The organism is Saccharothrix sp. DSM 118769 (genome assembly GCF_052936295.1).
The window spans coordinates 3,758,666-3,775,167 of the sequence record NZ_CP193627.1; the positions used below are offsets into that span (position 1 = coordinate 3,758,666).

General features: G+C 74.7%; 14 protein-coding genes and 1 pseudogene. 9 read left to right on the forward strand and 6 right to left on the reverse strand.

Going from position 1 to position 16,502, the window contains the following annotated elements; all coding sequences use genetic code 11:
* Positions 1-80: 80 nt before the first annotated feature.
* Entirely contained in the window at positions 81-824 is a 744-nt protein-coding gene (locus ACRAKJ_RS16460; RefSeq protein WP_438923046.1) for an MBL fold metallo-hydrolase, read from the forward strand.
* A 50-nt stretch (positions 825-874) separates the two neighbouring features.
* Positions 875-1,594 carry a GNAT family N-acetyltransferase gene (locus ACRAKJ_RS16465; protein ID WP_438923047.1) on the forward strand — a complete coding sequence of 240 codons (720 nt, stop codon included), beginning with the start codon at positions 875-877 and terminating at the stop codon, positions 1,592-1,594.
* Between the two features lie 272 nt (positions 1,595-1,866).
* Here ACRAKJ_RS16465 and ACRAKJ_RS16470 read toward each other — a convergent pair.
* Positions 1,867-2,331: pseudogene (locus ACRAKJ_RS16470) on the reverse strand (SAM-dependent methyltransferase); the annotation flags it as partial.
* Between the two features lie 122 nt (positions 2,332-2,453).
* On the opposite strand from ACRAKJ_RS16470, the gene ACRAKJ_RS16475 reads away from it, so the two are divergent.
* The 4 genes from ACRAKJ_RS16475 (at position 2,454) to ACRAKJ_RS16490 (ending at position 6,284) form a co-directional block, all read left to right on the forward strand.
* Complete coding sequence (locus ACRAKJ_RS16475; RefSeq protein ID WP_438923048.1) at positions 2,454-3,272, forward strand: methyltransferase domain-containing protein; 819 nt, start codon at positions 2,454-2,456, stop codon at positions 3,270-3,272.
* Positions 3,273-3,422: 150 nt separating this feature from the next.
* Positions 3,423-4,340 (forward strand): diiron oxygenase, encoded by a 918-nt coding sequence (locus tag ACRAKJ_RS16480; protein WP_438923049.1) that lies wholly within the window; start codon positions 3,423-3,425, stop codon positions 4,338-4,340.
* An 8-nt stretch (positions 4,341-4,348) separates the two neighbouring features.
* Positions 4,349-5,857 carry an FAD-dependent oxidoreductase gene (locus tag ACRAKJ_RS16485; protein WP_438923050.1) on the forward strand — a complete coding sequence of 503 codons (1,509 nt, stop codon included), beginning with the start codon at positions 4,349-4,351 and terminating at the stop codon, positions 5,855-5,857.
* Between the two features lie 91 nt (positions 5,858-5,948).
* A complete protein-coding gene (locus tag ACRAKJ_RS16490; RefSeq protein ID WP_438923051.1) occupies positions 5,949-6,284 on the forward strand; it encodes a hypothetical protein in 336 nt (111 codons plus the stop codon).
* Between the two features lie 39 nt (positions 6,285-6,323).
* Here ACRAKJ_RS16490 and ACRAKJ_RS16495 read toward each other — a convergent pair whose 3' ends face one another.
* The 4 genes from ACRAKJ_RS16495 to ACRAKJ_RS16510 are packed head-to-tail and all read right to left on the reverse strand — an operon-like array spanning position 6,324 to position 11,809.
* Positions 6,324-7,595 carry a cation:proton antiporter domain-containing protein gene (locus ACRAKJ_RS16495; RefSeq protein WP_438923052.1) on the reverse strand — a complete coding sequence of 424 codons (1,272 nt, stop codon included), beginning with the start codon at positions 7,593-7,595 and terminating at the stop codon, positions 6,324-6,326.
* 13 nt (positions 7,596-7,608) lie between these two features.
* Positions 7,609-9,063, reverse strand: a complete 1,455-nt coding sequence (locus ACRAKJ_RS16500; protein WP_438923053.1) for a cytochrome P450 — start codon at positions 9,061-9,063, stop codon at positions 7,609-7,611.
* Positions 9,060-10,166: an alpha-hydroxy-acid oxidizing protein gene (locus ACRAKJ_RS16505; protein ID WP_438923054.1), complete on the reverse strand. Its 1,107-nt coding sequence runs from the start codon at positions 10,164-10,166 to the stop codon at positions 9,060-9,062. The genes ACRAKJ_RS16500 and ACRAKJ_RS16505 overlap by 4 nt, the downstream gene beginning before the upstream one ends.
* A complete protein-coding gene (locus tag ACRAKJ_RS16510; protein ID WP_438923055.1) occupies positions 10,163-11,809 on the reverse strand; it encodes an NAD(P)-binding domain-containing protein in 1,647 nt (548 codons plus the stop codon). The genes ACRAKJ_RS16505 and ACRAKJ_RS16510 overlap by 4 nt, the downstream gene beginning before the upstream one ends.
* A 229-nt stretch (positions 11,810-12,038) precedes the next feature.
* On the opposite strand from ACRAKJ_RS16510, the gene ACRAKJ_RS16515 reads away from it, so the two are divergent.
* Together ACRAKJ_RS16515 and ACRAKJ_RS16520 are read left to right on the forward strand one after the other, a co-directional pair.
* A complete protein-coding gene (locus ACRAKJ_RS16515; RefSeq protein WP_438923056.1) occupies positions 12,039-13,541 on the forward strand; it encodes an AMP-binding protein in 1,503 nt (500 codons plus the stop codon).
* A gap of 45 nt (positions 13,542-13,586) precedes the next feature.
* Positions 13,587-15,173, forward strand: a complete 1,587-nt coding sequence (locus tag ACRAKJ_RS16520; RefSeq protein ID WP_438923057.1) for an MFS transporter — start codon at positions 13,587-13,589, stop codon at positions 15,171-15,173.
* Between the two features lie 24 nt (positions 15,174-15,197).
* Here ACRAKJ_RS16520 and ACRAKJ_RS16525 read toward each other — a convergent pair whose 3' ends face one another.
* Complete coding sequence (locus tag ACRAKJ_RS16525; protein WP_438923058.1) at positions 15,198-15,404, reverse strand: hypothetical protein; 207 nt, start codon at positions 15,402-15,404, stop codon at positions 15,198-15,200.
* 468 nt (positions 15,405-15,872) lie between these two features.
* On the opposite strand from ACRAKJ_RS16525, the gene ACRAKJ_RS16530 reads away from it, so the two are divergent.
* Positions 15,873-16,400, forward strand: a complete 528-nt coding sequence (locus ACRAKJ_RS16530) for an EF-hand domain-containing protein (RefSeq protein ID WP_438923059.1) — start codon at positions 15,873-15,875, stop codon at positions 16,398-16,400.
* The last annotated feature ends 102 nt before the right edge of the window (positions 16,401-16,502 follow it).

A 16,502-nucleotide genomic window follows, 5' to 3' on the forward strand; every position in this document is an offset into this window, starting at 1 on the left:
TCCGGTGGGGGCGGCCGGGCACCCGGCCGCCCCCACCCGGCACCCCGCGGCCCGGTGATCGCCGCACTAGGCTCGCGGCCGTGGAGCTGACCCGGATCGACGACCACGTGCACGTGGCCACCGGCACGAACGTGAACTGGGCCCTGGTCGACGACGGCTCGTCGCTCACCCTGGTGGACGCCGGGTACCCCCGCGACCTCGGGGCGCTGCTGGCCTCGATCGAGGCCGTGGGACGACGGCCGGAGGACGTGACCGCCGTCGTGCTCACGCACGCCCACCTCGACCACATGGGCGGCATCCCGGCGGTGGTCGCCCGGTGCGGTGCGCCGGTGATGACGGGCGCGGAGGAGGCGCGGCACGCCCGGCGCGAGTACCTGGAGCAGATCACGCCGGTGCAGATGCTGCGGCAGTGCACGCGGGTCGCCGGCGTGCGGTGGGTCGCGGACACGGTGCGCGCCGTGGGCCTGGCGAACCTGAAGATGAAGGTGGACGACGTGGTCGCGGTCGAGCCGGGCGTGCCGCTGGACGTGCCGGGCGGGCTGGTGGCCGTGCCCACGCCCGGTCACACGCGGGGCCACACGGCGTACCTGATGCCGTCCACCGGCGTGCTGTTCAGCGGGGACACCCTGGTCACCGGCCACCCGATCTCCCGGCTCGGCACGGGCGCGCAGAAGCTGCCCGCGGTGTTCAACGAGTCGGAGGAGGGGGTGGAGCGCGCCGTCGCCGGCCTGCGCGACCTGCCCGCCGACACCCTGGTCCCCGGTCACGGCCGGCACGTCCAGGCGCCCGTCGCCACCCTGGTGGACCGGGCCCTGAACCGCTGACCCCCGGGGGTGGCGCGCGCGGCACCGGCACGTCGTGCGTCAATGGGACCATGATCCCGGACGACCCGGCCCCGGACGGCCTGATCGAGGACGGCCCGAACGCGGGACCATGGCTGCGCACCGAGCGGCTCGAACTGCGCCGGTGGGCGCCGGAGCACCGGGAGGGGCTGCGCGCGCTCGCCGCGCTGCCCGAGGTCGTGCGGTACGTCGGCGACGGGACGCCCTGGGACGACGCGACCGTGAGCACCAAGCACCAGTCCGCCCTGGAGCACTGGCGGCGGTGCGGGTACGGGTGGTTGTCGATGCACGACCGGTCGGGCGCGGCGGTCGGGCTCGTCTCGGTGAACGAGCGGTCGTCGGGGGAGTCGGGCGTCGGCGTGCCCGCGGTGGAGCTCGGCTACTGGGTCGCGCCCGCCGCCTGGGGGTGCGGGTACGCCTCCGAGGCCACCCGGGCGGTCGTGGCCGAGGTGTTCGCCCGGGGGTTCGCCGAGCGCCTCGTCGCCCGGCACCTCGACGCCAACACCGCGTCCGGCCGGCTGCTGGAGAAGCTCGGGTTCGTGCGGCACCACGTGGTCGACGGGCTGGTCTACTCGGTCCTGGAGGGCCCAGCGCCGCCCGGCCCCGCGCCGGGCGAACCTGCGCCGGGCGAACCTGCGCCGGGCGAACCTGCGCCGGGCGACCCCGCGCCGGCCGACCCTGCTCCAGCCGACCCCGCGCCGGGCGGCGTGGGCCGCAGTACCAGCACGACGAAGCCCAGCACGCCCCGGTAGCCGCCGAGCCAGTCCTCCCGGTGCGCGGCCGACACCTCCAGCGCCTGCCGGTGGTCCGGGTCGTCGGGGTGGTCGAGCACCCACCGGGCGAGCGACCCGGTCCAGCTCCACTCGTACTCGTCCCACTCGGCGAGCGTGCTCACGTGCCCGTGCACGGGCGTCCAGCCGTCGGCCACGACGGACGCCGTGGTCGACGCCAGGTCGGTGAACGACTGCGGTCCCACCTCGATCAGCGCGCGCACCCGCGGTGACGGTTCGCTTTCCCAGAAGCAGTCGCCGAACACGACCACGCCGTCGGGCGCGAGGTGGCGGCGGGCGGCGGCGAGGGTGGGCGCCACCGCGCCGAACGCGTAGGCCGCGCCGACGCTGAGCACCACGTCGGCCGGGCGCGTCGAGCGGTAGGTCGTCACGTCGTGCCGGACGAGTTCCAACCGGTCCGCGACGCCGCTGCGGAGCGCCTCGGCGTGCGTTCGGTCGAACCCGGCGTCGGAGATGTCGACGCCCACGGCGGTGGCGGCGTCGTTCGCCTGGAGCGCGCGCAGCAGCCACGCCCCCTCGCCGCAGCCGAGGTCGAGCAGGTGGGCGTCGGGCCGGTGCACGGCCCGGTCGAGCAGGTCGGCGACGGTGACGTCGTCGAGCGGCGCGGAGATGGGGTGGTCGGCGTGCGCGAGTGCGCTGAGGGTCATTCGGTCCACCACAGGTGGGTAGCACGCGGGCACCACTCGCCGCGCCCGCATTTCCCGGGGCGCGGGGTCGCACGAACGGGGAATGCCGGCCCGCGCGGCGTTGGCCCGCCCGACCCGGGGGTACGCGTGGTCCGACGGCCCGCCGTCCCCCGCCCGCAGAACGGAGCAGCAGCATGTCCCAGACCGCGCAGCGCCCGGCGACCGCGGCGACCAGGGCACCCGCGCGGCGCCCGGCGACCGCGCACATGGGCGAGGACGACCTGGACGCGGTGTTCGACGCCGACTACGAGCACTTCATGCGCCACTCCCACCCGCGCGGGTTCAACCGGGCCGAGGCGGACCTGGCGATGCGCGTGGCGGGCCTGCGGGCGGGCGCGTCCGTGCTGGACGCGGCCTGCGGCTACGGCCGGGTCGCGCGGGAGCTGGCCGCGCGCGGCGTGCGCGTGCACGGCGTCGACCGCAGCCCGACCCTGATCGCCTCGGCGCGCGCCGACGCGGCCCGGGACGGGACCGGGGCCACGTTCGAGGTGGCGGACCTGCGGCGGTTCGAGCCGGAACCGGAGCACGACGCGGCGCTGCTGTGGTTCACCAGCTTCGGCTACGGCGACGACGAGGACAGCCGCCTGGTGCTGCGCACCCTGTGCCGGTCGCTGCGCCCCGGCGGTCGCCTGCTCATCGACACCGTGCACCCGGTCCACGAGCACGCCAGGGCGGTGGCCGACAACCACCGGGTCGTCCTGCGCCGGGCCGGGGACGACCTGATGCTCGACGAGGTCTCCCTGGACGCCGCCGGCACCCGGATCACCGGCGCGCGGACCCTCGTGCGGGACGGGCGGACGCGCTCGTGCACGTGGTCGCTGCGGCTGGTGGGGCTCGCGGAGTACGAGCGGTGGCTGCGCGACGCCGGGTTCGCCGGGGTGGCGTTCCTGGGTCCGGACGGCGGCCCCGCCGACTGGGCGCACCAGCGCCTGCTGGTCCTCGCGCACGCGTAGGGGTGACGCCCGGCGCGTCCGCGCGCGGTGCCGGGTCCCGTCCCGGCCACCTCACCTGGAACTCCCGTGCCTGGTCCGAGGCCGATACTTGTGTGTTACCGTTGGTAACAGTAATCTCGGGTAACAGGCAATCAGTCATAGGGAGCCCTCATGACCAGCGTCGACACCCACGACCACGCGGACGCGGCCCGGCCCGACCGCCAGGCCGTCGCGCGCAGGTTGTTGGACTCGTCCGAGCAGCTCTCCTACGACCCCGTGCGCGAGGTCGACTGGGAGACGCCGCTCGACACCGACTACCACGGCGCCAGCCCGGAGTGGAGCACGCTGTACGGGACGTCCTACTGGGACGAGATGACCCCCGAGCAGCAGCGCGAGCTGACCCGCCAGGAGGCGGCGTCCGTGGCGAGCACCGGGATCTGGTTCGAGATGATCCTGCAGCAGATGGTGCTGCGGGACTTCTACGCCAAGGACCCGACCGACCCCGCGTTCCAGTGGGCGCTGACCGAGATCGCCGACGAGTGCCGGCACTCGATCATGTTCGCGCGCGGCGCGGCGAAGCTGCGCGCCCCCGCGTACCGGCCGCGCCGGGTGGTGGTCGAGCTGGGCCGGGCGTTCAAGACCCTCGCGTTCGGCGAGGCCGCCTACGCCGCCATCCTGGTCGCCGAAGAGGTCCTGGACGTCATGCAGCGCGACTGGATGCGCGACGAGCGGGTAGTGCCCTTCGTGCGCACCATCAACAACATCCACGTGGTCGAGGAGTCGCGGCACATGAAGTTCGCCCGCGAGGAGACCCGCGAGCGGCTCAGGGGCGCCGGGCGGCTGCGCAGGCAGGTCAACGCGCTCGTCGTGGCCGGCGCGTCGTACGCGATCGTCACCAGCATGGTGAGCGAGGAGGTCTACGCCAACGCCGGGCTGGACGCCGAGCGCGCCATCCGCGAGGCCAGGGCCAATGAGCACCACAAGGCGATGCTGCGGTCGAGCTGCGCCGGGCTGATGGAGTTCCTCGACTCCTGCGGGCTGCTCACCAAGGCGTCCCTGGCGTTCTACCGGCGCGCGAACCTCATCTGACGGCGACCATGGCCTACGCGATCACCCAGACCTGCTGCAACGACGCGTCCTGCGTCGCCGTCTGCCCGGTCAACTGCATCCACCCGACGCCGGACGAGCCCGACTTCGGCACCACCGAGATGCTCTACGTCGACCCGCGCGCGTGCATCGACTGCGGCGCGTGCGCGGACGCGTGCCCGGTCGACGCGATCTTCCCGGTGGACGCCCTGAGCGCGGCGATGCGGCCCTACGCCCGGATCAACGCCGAGCACTACGCGGACCGGGACGTGATCGCGGAGGCGGCCGACCCCTCGCCGAACTTCCACGCGTGGGGACCGCCGGTGTTCGACCGCGCCCTGCCCGGCGACCTCAAGGCGCCGGACGTGGCCGTGGTCGGCACCGGCCCGGCCGGCATGTACGCCGTGGAGGACCTGCTGCTGCACACCAACGCCCGGGTTACGCTGATCGACCGGCTGCCGGTCGCGGGCGGCCTGGTGCGCTACGGCGTCGCGCCCGACCACCCGTCGACGAAGAAGATCGGCGAGGTGTTCGCCCGCTTCCACGCCCACCCGCGGCTGCGGCTGCGGCTGGGCGTCGAGGTGGGCCGGGACGTCACCGCGGCGGAGCTGGCCGCGCGGCACGACGCGGTGGTCTACGCCGTCGGCGCGTCGGCGGCCCGCCCGCTCGGCGTCCCCGGCGAGGACCTGCCCGGCAGCCTCGCCGCCACCACCGTCGTGGCCTGGTACAACGGCCACCCGGACGTGCCGGCGGACGCGGTGGACCTGTCGGCCGAGCGGGTCGTGCTGGTGGGCACCGGCAACGTCGCGCTGGACGTGGCGCGCATCCTGACCGCCGACCCGGACGCGCTCGCGGGCACGGCGATCGCCCCCGGCGCGCTGGCCCGGCTGCGGACGAGCGAGGTGCGCGAGGTCGTGCTGCTCGCCCGGCGCGGCCCGGACGTCGCCGCGTACACCAGGCCGGAGCTGCTCGCCCTGCTCGCGCGGGACGGCGCGGACCTGGTGGTCGACGCGCACGACCCGGAGGTGCTGCGGGCGATCGACGCCGCCGCGCCCGCCGACAAGGCCGGGCTGCTGCGGGACGTGCCGCGCGAGGCCGTCGACTGGTCCGCGCCACCGCCCGCCGGGCGGCGCGTCGTGCTGCGGTTCCGCTCCGCGCCGCTGGAGGTCGTCGGCGACGAGGAGGTGCGCGGCCTGCGCGTGACCGGCCCGGACGGGGACGTGGAGATCACCGCGGGCCGGGTGGTCCGCGCGGTCGGCTACCGGGGCACCCCGGTGCCCGGCCTCCCGTTCGACGAGGCCGCCGGCACCGTCCCGCACACCGGCGGGCGGGTGGAGGGGCGGCCCGGCGCGTACGTCGTGGGCTGGATCAAGCGCGGCCCGTCCGGCGGCATCGGCGCGAACCGGGCGTGCGCGGCGGAGACCGTGGGCACGCTGCTCGACGACGTGGTCTCCGGCAGGCTGCCCGTCCGCCCGCGACCCACCGGCCTGGCCGGGCTCGTCTCCCGTTTCCGCCGCTGACCTGCGGTCCATCCGGCCGGGTGTGTTCGCCGCACCCGGTCGCGGGTACCCGACGACCAGGAACCGAGTGGTCTTCGTGATGGAGGAACCCGTGGCGGACGAACTGTCGGGGCGTGGCGCGAGCGTCCCGCACCAGGTGAGCGCGGAGCAGGTGAACGCCGGTGGGGCGACCGCGAACGAGGTGGACGCGGGCCAGGTGAACACCGTCGTCGAGGCGCAGTTGGACAAGGCGGCCGAGGAGGTGGCGCGGCGCTTCGGCGAACGCGTCGACCAGGACGTGGTGCGGCAGGCGATCGGCGACGCCTACGGGCGGCTGGCCCGCCGCTCCCGGCTCGTCGGCTTCCTGCCGCCCGTGGAGGTGGGCGCGGAAGGCGCTGAACGCGAGGGCGTCGAACGGGAGGGCGCGGAACGGGGACCGGTCGCCTGAGCCGCCGCCCCGCGCGGGACGGCGGCCCAGGCAGACGGATCAGGCGGTGCCGGGCGCCACGGGAACCTGCTCGGGCACGTCGCCGCGGGTGCGACGCCGGTCGAGGCGGTCGAACAGGGACAGCAGCGGCGTCGCCATGATGGTGGTCACCAGCGCCACCACGACCAGCGCGCTGAACAGCGCCGGCGTCACGATGCCCGCCGCGAGGCCCACGTTGATCGCGATGAGCTGCATGAGGCCGCGCGCGTTCATCAGCGCCCCCACCCGCAGCGCCACCGGCTGCGGCTCACCCACCGCGCGTGCGGCGAGCCAGCAGGCGCCGAACTTGCCGACGACCGCCACGACGACGCACGCCACCGTGAACAGCAGCAGCGACCCGCTGCCCAGCAGCGCGAAGTCGGTGTTGAGCCCCGAGTAGGTGAAGAACAGGGGCAGGAACAGCGCGCCCACCGGCGTCAGCGCGGACACCGCCCGGTCCAGGGCCTCCGAGCGCGGGAAGACCACGCCGAGGCTGAACGCGCCGAACACGGCGTACAGGCCGATCGTGTCGGTGTACCAGGCGGCCAGGAAGAGCACCGCCACCACGACCAGCAGCAGGTTCTCCGCGGTGAACCGCTCGGTCAGCACGACCGCGCGCCCGTGCGAGCGCAGCAGCACCACCAGCAGGCCGGCCAGCAGCACCGACCCGCCCACCGCGATGGCGACCGGCCAGGCGTCGCCGGTGGCCATGCCGAGCACCCCGGCCAGCAGCACCCACGCCAGCGCGTCGTCCACCGCGCCCGCGCCGAGCGAGATGGCGCCGAAGCGGGTCTCCTGGAGGCCGCGCTCGGTGATGATGCGGGCCAGCATCGGGAACGCGGTGATGGCCAGCGCCACGCCGACGAACAGCGCGGACACCAGCAGCGGGACGTCGTCCGGGAACACGTCGGCCCGGCCGTCTGCGAACCAGGTCAGCGCGCCGCCCAGCAGCAGCGGCACCAGGATGCCCGCCGCGGAGATCACGCCGGCGGGGCGGGCCACGCCGCGCACCCGGTCGATGCGGAACTCCCAGCCCGCGCGGAACATGAACGCCACGAGCCCGATCTGGCCCACGACGTACAGGACGGGCCTCAGCTCCTGGGGGAACAACCCGGCTTCCACCCCGGGCAGCAGCGCGCCCAGGACCGAGGGGCCGAGCACGACGCCGGCGACCATCTCGCCGACGACGGGGGGTTGCCCGACGGCGCGCAGCAGGCGCCCGACGAGCCGGCAGGTGAACAGGACGACCACGACCGCTAGGAAGAACGCGGGGGCAAGTTCGGTGGGGGTCAACGCGCCTCCAGTGTCAGTGGACCACCGGGCAGCGCCCGGCTCGGTCGGTATCAGCGGCGGCGGAAGTGGCGGTGGTGGTGGTCGGTGCGGGAACGTCGGGAGCGGCACCACTCGGGGTGGCACCGTCGAGGGCGGCGAAGTAGCGCTCGGCCAGGCGCAGGCGGCGGGCGTCGAGCACCATCACGGTGCCCAGCACCAGCTGCACCAGGCTGCGCGTCACGTCCTCGCAGCGGTCGCGCAGCCGCACGAACAGGCGCAGCGCCGGCAGCACCCCGGGTCGGGGCTCGGCACCGCGCGGCACGAGCAGGCACGGCGCGCGGTTCGGGATGGACCGGGTGTGCGAGGCGGTCGACTCCAGGCGGAAGCGGCGCAGCACCTCGCGGACGCAGGCGCGCATCGCCAGCGGCGCCAACCGCCACGCCGGGCAGGGCCGGTTGGCGGCCACCCCGAACGGGATGTGGTGGGCGTCGCGGGCCGACAGGTCCCGCCAGCGGTCCGGGTCGAACTCGTCGGGCCGGTCGTAGCCGGTGGCGTGGTAGTCCGGGTAGCTGAAGCACACCACCGTCCCGGCGGGCAGCGAGGTCCGCTCGTCCAGCCGCACCTCGCCGGTGGTGACGCGGTGGGCGATGCCGAACAGCGGGTACAGCCGCAGCACCTCGTCCAGGACGTGGTCGAGGTAGCGGTCGTCGTCGGGGTCGGCGACCAGCCTGCGCTGCACGTCCGGGTGCCGGGCGACGGCCAGCAGCAGGTGGGCGGTGCCCTCGGCCATCTGCACCACGGCGGTGTTGAAGAACGTGCCCTGGAGGTAGTGGACCTGCTCGGCGGTGGTCAGCGAGGCGGGCAGCTCGTGCGGCACGTCGCCCGCCTCGACGCGGGCCCGCAGGTACCGGGTCAGGCGCGCCCGGCGGCGCGGGTGGCGCAGGCCGGTGCACTTGAGCGAGGTGACGACGTCGTTCGCGTGGCCCACGACCAGGTCGCGGGCGTGCGGCGGGCACGGTTCGCGGAACACCAGCTCGTGGAAGTACTCCGCCCACACCGGCATCACCAGGTCGCGCAGCCGGACCAGGCTCACCCGGTCGTCGGGCAGGGCGTCCAGCGCGGTGGCCGCGGCGCGGGTGGCGGCCTCGGCCAGGGTCGCCGACGCGCCGCCGACGATCCGGCGGGTGGTGCGGGCGACGTCGTCGTAGCGCGGGCCGTCCTCCAGGTGCTCCTGGTGCACCTCGGGCCCGGGGGACAGCCAGTACCAGAACAGGTCGGACAGGCCCGCGCCGCGGCTGCGGCCGTTGACGGCCGGGTCGGCGTACACGCGCTCGAACACCTCGGGCCCGTACCGGTCGTCCGGCAGCACCACCGCGCGGTCGCCGTTGACCAGCTCGAAGACCCGGACGCGCAGCGCCACGACCCGTCGCGGCAGCCACCGGGTCGCGCCGACCACCGCGGCGGCGGCCAGCAGGGGCAGCACCTTCACGACGCACCCCGGCGGTCGCCGGTCGGGGTGTCGGTGCCGGCGCGGCGCACCACCTGGTCCGGCGCCAGGTCGGCGTTGCCGCGCGCCCCGCACAGCGCGAGCGCGTGGTCGTACTCGTCCAGCAGCTCCTCCAGCACCCGCCGCACGCCCGCCTCGCCGTCGGCCGCCAGGCCCCACACCACGGGCCGCCCGATGCCCACCGCCGCCGCGCCCAGGGCCAGCGCGACGGCCACGTCGGTGCCGCGCCGCACCCCGCCGTCGAGCAGCACGGGCACCCGCCCGCCCGCCGCCGCCACGACGCCGGGCAGGGCGTCCACGGCGGCGGGCACCGCGTCGCACTGCCGCCCGCCGTGGTTGGACACCACGACGCCGTCCACCCCGTGCTCCACGGCCAGGCGCGCGTCGGCGGGGTGCAGGACGCCCTTGAGCAGGATCGGCAGCGACGTCGTCGCCCGCAGCCGCGCCACGTCGTCCCAGGACAGCTCCGGCGACATGGCGATGTCCCGAGTGCGGCCGGGCGGCCCGCCCGGCAGGTCGCGCATGTTCTCCGCGGCGTAGCCGGGCGGCAGGTCGGTGAAGCCGTTGCGCAGGTCCCGCTCGCGCCGCCCGAACACCGGCGAGTCGACGGTGACCACCAGCGCGGTGCACCCGGCGCGCTCGGCCCGCCGCACCAGGCACTCGGTGACCTCGGGCTCGGGCTGGAGGTAGAGCTGGAACCACACCGCCGCGCCGGGGTCCACCGCCCGCGCGGCGGCGGTCACCTCGGCCACCGCGGTGGTGGCGGCCATGCCGGTGACCAGCACGACGCCCGTGCCCGCCGCCGCCCGCGCGGTGGCCAGCTCGCCCTCGGGGTGGGCGAGGCGGTGGAACGCGGTCGGCGCGACCAGCACCGGCGCCGAGGCGGGCGCGCCGGGCAGGTCGACGGAGGTGGCGCGCACGCCGCTGCCGCGCAGGACCCGGGGCAGCAGCGCGAGCCGGTCGAAGGCGCGCTCGTTGTCGGCCACCACCCGCTCCCGTCCCGCGCCGCCCGCGACGTAGTCGTAGAACGCCGGGTCGAGCACGTCGCGGGCCCGCTCCCGCGCGGCGGCGAGCACGCCGGTCACGCGCGTACCGCGGACGCGGCAGGCACTTCGGCGGCGGGCACTTCGGCGGCGGGCACCTCGGCGGCGGCCGACTCGGCGGGGGAGCCGAGGTGGGTGCCGAGGAACGCGCGCAGCGGGGCGCGGTGCACGGCCTCGCTGTCCCACTCGTTCTCCAGGTTCTCGGTCACGTGGTGCTCGGCGACGAACTCGCCGCCCCGGTAGAGCCGCACCACCGGGTGCAGGTAGCGGCCGTCGAGGCCCTGCACGTCGTCCTGGGACTTGCGCCCCGCGGTGACGTCGAACGGGTCGACCAGGTCGTGGTCCTCGCCGTACTCCAGGGTGATCACCGCGTGCGCGGCGACCTCGCCGAAGTCGCCGCGCGGCACGGCGACCCGGGTGTGGGCGACCGGCACCTCCTCCGCGTAGCGCATCCGCCCGTCCGGCGCGACCAGCAGCACGTCGCCGAGGAAGGCGAACTGCTGCCACAGCGCCGAGCTGGTGTTGATCCGGCGGACCACCTCGTCCACGGCCGCCTCGACCCGGTCGCCGAGGTCGGCGGTGGGCCAGGCCACGCCGTGGTGGCGCTGCTCCAGGATGTGGTGCAGGGCGCGCACGCCGTAGCGGAAACCGTGGATGAAACCGCTGGTCGACTTCTTGAAGTCGCGGACCTGGGTGATGGTGCCCGCGAAGTGCAGGTCGGGCACGTTCACCGACTCCCAGGTCTCGGTCTGGGCCGGGAACCGGTCGTTGATGGTCAGCTGCGGCCGGCACTCCGGGGCGAACACCGACGCGTCGAACCGGAATCCGGTGGCCAGGACGACCCGGTCGTAGCGGATTTCCTTGACCACTTCGTTCACGCGTTCGAACGACACCTTGACGTGGTAGCCGTGCTCGTCCCGCCGAATCCCCAGGACCCGGCCGTCGAGCACCGCGTTCTGCGTTTTCAGCTGGTAGGTGTCGAGGAAGTTGTTGTTCACCGCGCGCAGGTGGCCGACGAAGTGGGTCCGCCACGCCAGGCGCAGCGAGCCCGCGCCGACCACGTGGATCACCGCGGCGGTCTCGATCAGGTTGTCCGCGGTCTCGAACGCCGAGTTGCCGCGGCCGATGATGAGCACCCGCTGGTCGGTGAAGTCGGCCGGGTCGGTGGTGACGTCGACGTACCGCTCGGCCAGTTCCGCGCCCTCGAAATCGGGCAGGTTCGGCAGCGAGACGCCGGTCGCGGCGATGACCCGCTTGGCCCGGAAGACGTTGCCGTGCTGGTCACGGGCCTCGAAGTCGTCCGGTCGGGTGATCTCCACCAGTCGGGTGTCGTACCGGACGGCGAGGTCGTGGGTGGCCGCGAAGTCGGCCAGGTAGCCCACCATCTCGTCGGCGTGCGGGAAGTAGCGCGGGGTGCGCGCGGTGAACAGCGGGGTGCGCTCGTCGGACAGCAGTGAATTCCAGTCCATGCGCAGCCGCAGTTCCGGGTCGTCCCACCCGGTGTGCACCTTGTTGCTGGAGATCAGCGTGCGGTGCCGGGGGAAGCGGGTGAAGAACGTGCCCGGCGCACTTCCCGATTCCACGACCAGGTAACTGCGTCCGGCACGAGCGAGGAAATATCCCGCCTGCAACCCCGCCGGACCTGCGCCGATCACCAGGTACTCGAACTCCTCCGTGCTGGGCACCGGAATGCTCCTCTCATCCGACGGGCATTTGCGGCGGCTGGTTGAGACTTAAACAACGCCTTGGTCAATACTCAAGGTGATCTAGCTCACATACTTTTGGTGTAATCCGATCAGAATGGACGGGCAAAAATTCTGCTCCGAACGGTCGCAATCGATGTCGAGACGCTGTCGGTTTCCCCGGCGTGCTCGGCGCGGTGGTAGTGAGTCGCCCGAGAGATTCGGAGGTCCCATGTCGGAAGAGTCCGTTTTCCCGCAGGCGCTGCTCGACGAACTGGCCCGCGACCCGGTCGCGCCCGCCTTCGAGCACCGGGGACGAGCCACCTCCCGCGGCGAGCTGCTCGACCTCGTCCGCCGCACCGCCGCCGCCCTGCGCGCCGCGGGCGCCGGACCGGGCACGGGCGTGGCGCTCGCCACCGGCGTGAGCGCGGCCGGGTTCGCCGCCCAGGCCGCCGCGCACGTGCTGGGCTGCCGGGTCGTGGGCGTGCGGCAGGGGCTGCCCGCCGCGCACCTGCGGCACGTGCTCGGCGACGTGGGCGTGCTGGTGGTCGACGCCGAATCCGACACCCCGCCGCTGCGCGCGGCGGCGGGGGCGGCGCGCGTCGTCGTGCTGGAGCGCGACCTGCCGGCCGACGGCGAGCACCTCGTGCCCGCGGGGCGGCCCGGCGACACGGCCCTGGTGGTCCTCACCAGCGGCAGCACCGGCGTGCCCAAGGGCGTCTCCTTCACCTACGCCGCGCTGACCGGCCACTGGTCGTGGCAGCCGGCGCGGTGGACCGACCGCACCCGGGACCTGGCCGCGCGCTACGACCGGTTCCTGCTGTTCGGCACCCTCGCCAGCGCCGTGGTGTCCGAGCACCTGGCGCTGTGCCTGCTCTCCGGCGGCACGGCCGTGGTCGCCGAGGGCGCGCCGGACCTGCCGCGCGACTTCGGGCGGCTGCGCGTCACCGCGTGCCTGCTCACCGTGCCCCGGCTGCACCACGTCCTGGACACCCTGCGGCCCACCGACGCGACCACCCTGCGGTCGCTGCTCGTGGCCGGGTCACCGCTGGCGCCGCACCGGTTCGCCCAGGCGGTCGAGCTGCTGGGCGACGTGGCCCACCACGGCTACGGCCAGACCGAGCTGGGCATGGTGTCGCTGCTGACGGCCGCCGACGTGCGGCGGCACCCCGGTTCGCTCGCCTCCGTGGGCAGGCCGTGGGTCGGCGTGGACGTGCGGGTGGTCGACGAGGGCGGCGCCGACGTGCCGCCGGGCGCGACCGGCGAGGTCCTGGTGCGCACCGCCAACGCCTTCCGCGGCTACTGGGGGGACGCCGCGCGCTCCGCCGAGGTCCTGCGCGACGACTGGGTCCGCACCCGCGACCTCGGCCGGCTCGACGGCGACGGCTTCCTGCACCTGACCGGGCGGGCCCGCGACGTCGTGTTCGTCAACGCGGTCCTGCACTACGCGGGCCCCATCGAGAAGGCCCTGGCCTCCCACCCGGACGTGGACCAGGCGTACGTCGTGGGCGCGCCCGACGAGCGCACCGGCGAGGCGGTGCACGCCTTCGTCATCGCCCGCCCCGGTGCCTCGCCCGACGGGGACGCGCTGCGCGCGCTGGTCGCCGCCGAACTGGGCGACGGCGCGGTGCCCGCGACCGTGACGACGGTGACCGCGGTGCCGATCGCGCCCAGCGGCAAACCGGACAAGGCGGCGCTGCTGGCGTCGCGCCCCGAAGCGGTGAACGGCGTTTGACGACGTGCCGGCGAGGTACTTGCGGGTGGTGACCGGGGGCACCGCATGACCGCTCCGTCGGCGTGGGCGCCGCTGCGCCGCGCCGCCTACCGCGCGCTGTGGCTGGCCCAGTTCGCGTCCAACACCGGCACGTGGGCGCAGACCGTGGGCGCGCAGTGGCTGATGGGCGACCTCGGCGGCAGCACGCTGGAGGTCGCGCTGGTCCAGGCGGCCACGACGCTGCCGGTGTTCCTGCTGGTCGTGCCGTCCGGCGCGCTCGGCGACGTCCTGGACCGCCGTCGGGTGCTGATGTGCGGCCAGGCGCTGATGCTGGCCGGCGCGGCGTCGCTGGCCGTGCTGGCCGCGAGCGGCGCGGCCACGCCGGTGGCGCTGCTCGCGCTCATCGCGCTGATGGGCGTGGGGCAGGCGCTGTCCATGCCGTCGTTCCAGGCGATCCAGCCGGAGCTGGTGCCGCGCGCGGAGATCCCGCAGGCGGCGCTGCTCAACGGCGTGAACATGAACGTCGGCCGCGCGATCGGGCCGGCGCTGGGCGGTGTGCTGATCGCGGCGTCCGGGCCGGAGGCGGCGTTCGCGTTCAACACGGTGTCCTTCCTCGGCGTGCTGCTGGTGCTGTGGCGGTGGCGGCGCCCGGCCGACGCGCGCCCGCTGGGCGCCGAGCACGTGGTCACCGCCGTGCGCACCGGGGCCCGCTACGTCCGCAGCTCGCCGCTGTTCTCCCGGGTCCTGGTGCGGTGCGTGCTGTTCGTCGTGTTCGGCAGCGGGCTGTGGGCGCTGCTGCCCGCCCTGGCGCGCGGTCCGCTCGGCCTCGGCGCGGGCGGGTACGGCGTGCTGCTCGGCAGCGTCGGGGCCGGGGCGATCGGCGGCGCGTTCGTGGTGCCCCGCCTGCTGGACCGGATCGGCAAGAACACCCTGATCACCGCGGCGACCTGCGCCTACGGGGCGGCGACGGCGTTGGCCGGGGTGACCGCGAGCGCCGCGGTGGCCGTCGTGGCGATGCTGGTGGCGGGCGCGGGCTGGATCGCCGTGCTGTCCACGCTCAACGCGACCGCGCAGGTGCTGCTGCCCGCCTGGACGCGGGCCCGCGCGCTGGCCTACTACCAGCTGATGCTGATGGGCGGCCAGGCGTTCGGCGCGGTGGTGTGGGGCGCGGTCGCCGGCGCGCTGGGCGTGGGGTGGGGCGTGGTCGTCCCGGCTGTCGCGATGGTGCTGGTGGTGCTCGTCGCGGCGCGCCTGCTGCCGCTGACCGACCGCAAGCTCGACACCACGCCCGCGAGCCTGTGGGACGCGCCGCCGGAGGTCGGGGACGCCGCCGCCGGCCCGGTGCTGGTGACCGCGGAGTGGCGGGTGCCGGCGGAGCGGGCCGCGGCGTTCACCGAGGCGATGCGCAAGGTCGGCCGGTCGCGCCGGAGGACCGGCGCGACCCAGTGGGGCCTGTTCCGCGACTCGGAGGACCCGGAGCTGCACCTGGAGACCTTCGTCGTCGAGACGTGGCACGAGCACCTGCGCCAGCACCTGGAACGCGGCACCGCGGTCGACCTCGCCGTGGAGGCGGCGGCGCGGGAGCTGGCCACCGGACCGCCGCGCGTGCGGCACCTGCTGTGGGTCCGCCCGGGGGCCGCCCCGCCGTCCTGAGCGCGATCCCGCGCCCGACCGCCCTCAGCCGTTGTCGGGGTCGACGTTCGAGTAGTCGGCGAGACCGACGCTGCCGGTCGGGCCGGCCTCGGGGTGCACCGACCCGCTGTCGCTGCGCCCCGGCGTGCCGTCGCCCTCGTCGTCCAGGGGGCCCGACGCCTGCTCGTCCAGCGGCGCGCGGCTCACGTCGTCGTAGTCCTGTCGGGGTGCGTTCCCGCGTTCGTCGTCCATGCCGGGCGGCTACCCGGGTCGCCGGAGGACAAACGGCGCCCGGTGGGCAGGCGACGCCCGGCCGGTGAACGGGGTGCCCCCGGCCGCGGGGCGACCGCGCCGGTACCCGACCGGTGCCCCGTACCGCCGGAGCAGTTCTCCGCATTACTGCAGCCCCGCATTTCCGGGGGAGACCGGACGGTGTCGCAATTCTGCCGTCCGGTGAATTCCGAGGCATGTCGCATAATCCTCCGATCGGCGTCCGACTCCCCACTGAATGCTAATGCGAGGCCGGTCCCGGATGCCCTGTTAATAACCGTTGCCGCTGGTAGCAACGGTGTGAAAAATATCTAACCAATTCCTGCTCACTCGGACGGCTTATTGACGGGGCCTGTGTTCGGGAGTTGAGTTCGGGGTAGCGGGACGGGTGGACTTCGTGCGGTTCGCACGAAGCAGACTGCCGTACGCCGCATTCATCCGGGAGTTCCCATGACCATGTCAAAATCCCTTGAACGCACACTGGACCAGCGCTTCGACCTCTACGACATCGACAAGAACGGGTACATCGAGGAGTCCGACTTCCGGGAAGCCGCCAAGGTGCTCGCCGGCGCGTACGGGCTGCCGGCCGGGTCGGACCGGGCCGCCCGCCTCGGGACCGTCATGACCGACATGTGGACGAACCTGTCCAGGACCAGCGACGCCGACGGCGACGGCCGCATCGACCGCGCGGAGTTCAAGCAGGGGTTCGCGCAGCAGCTCCAGGGCGGCAAGGAGGCGTTCACCGCCACCTACCAGCCGTTCGTCGACGCCCTGATGGAGATCACCGACGCCGACGGCGACGGCCGGATCGGCCTGGACGAGCACACCCGGTGGTACACCGCGGTGGCGGGCGTCTCCCCGCAGGAGGCCGCCGAGTCGTTCCGCCGCCTCGACCAGGACGGGAGCGGGTTCGTGACCCGCGACGAGATCTCCCGGACCCTGGTGGAGGACTTCTTCAGCGCGAACGTCGAACCCTGACCCCCGACGCCGACCCGATCGCCGCCACCACCGGGCCGGGCGGGTGCGCGACACCGGTCACCGGGTCGCGCACCCGCCCGGCCCGGTGGTGCGGGTCGCGGG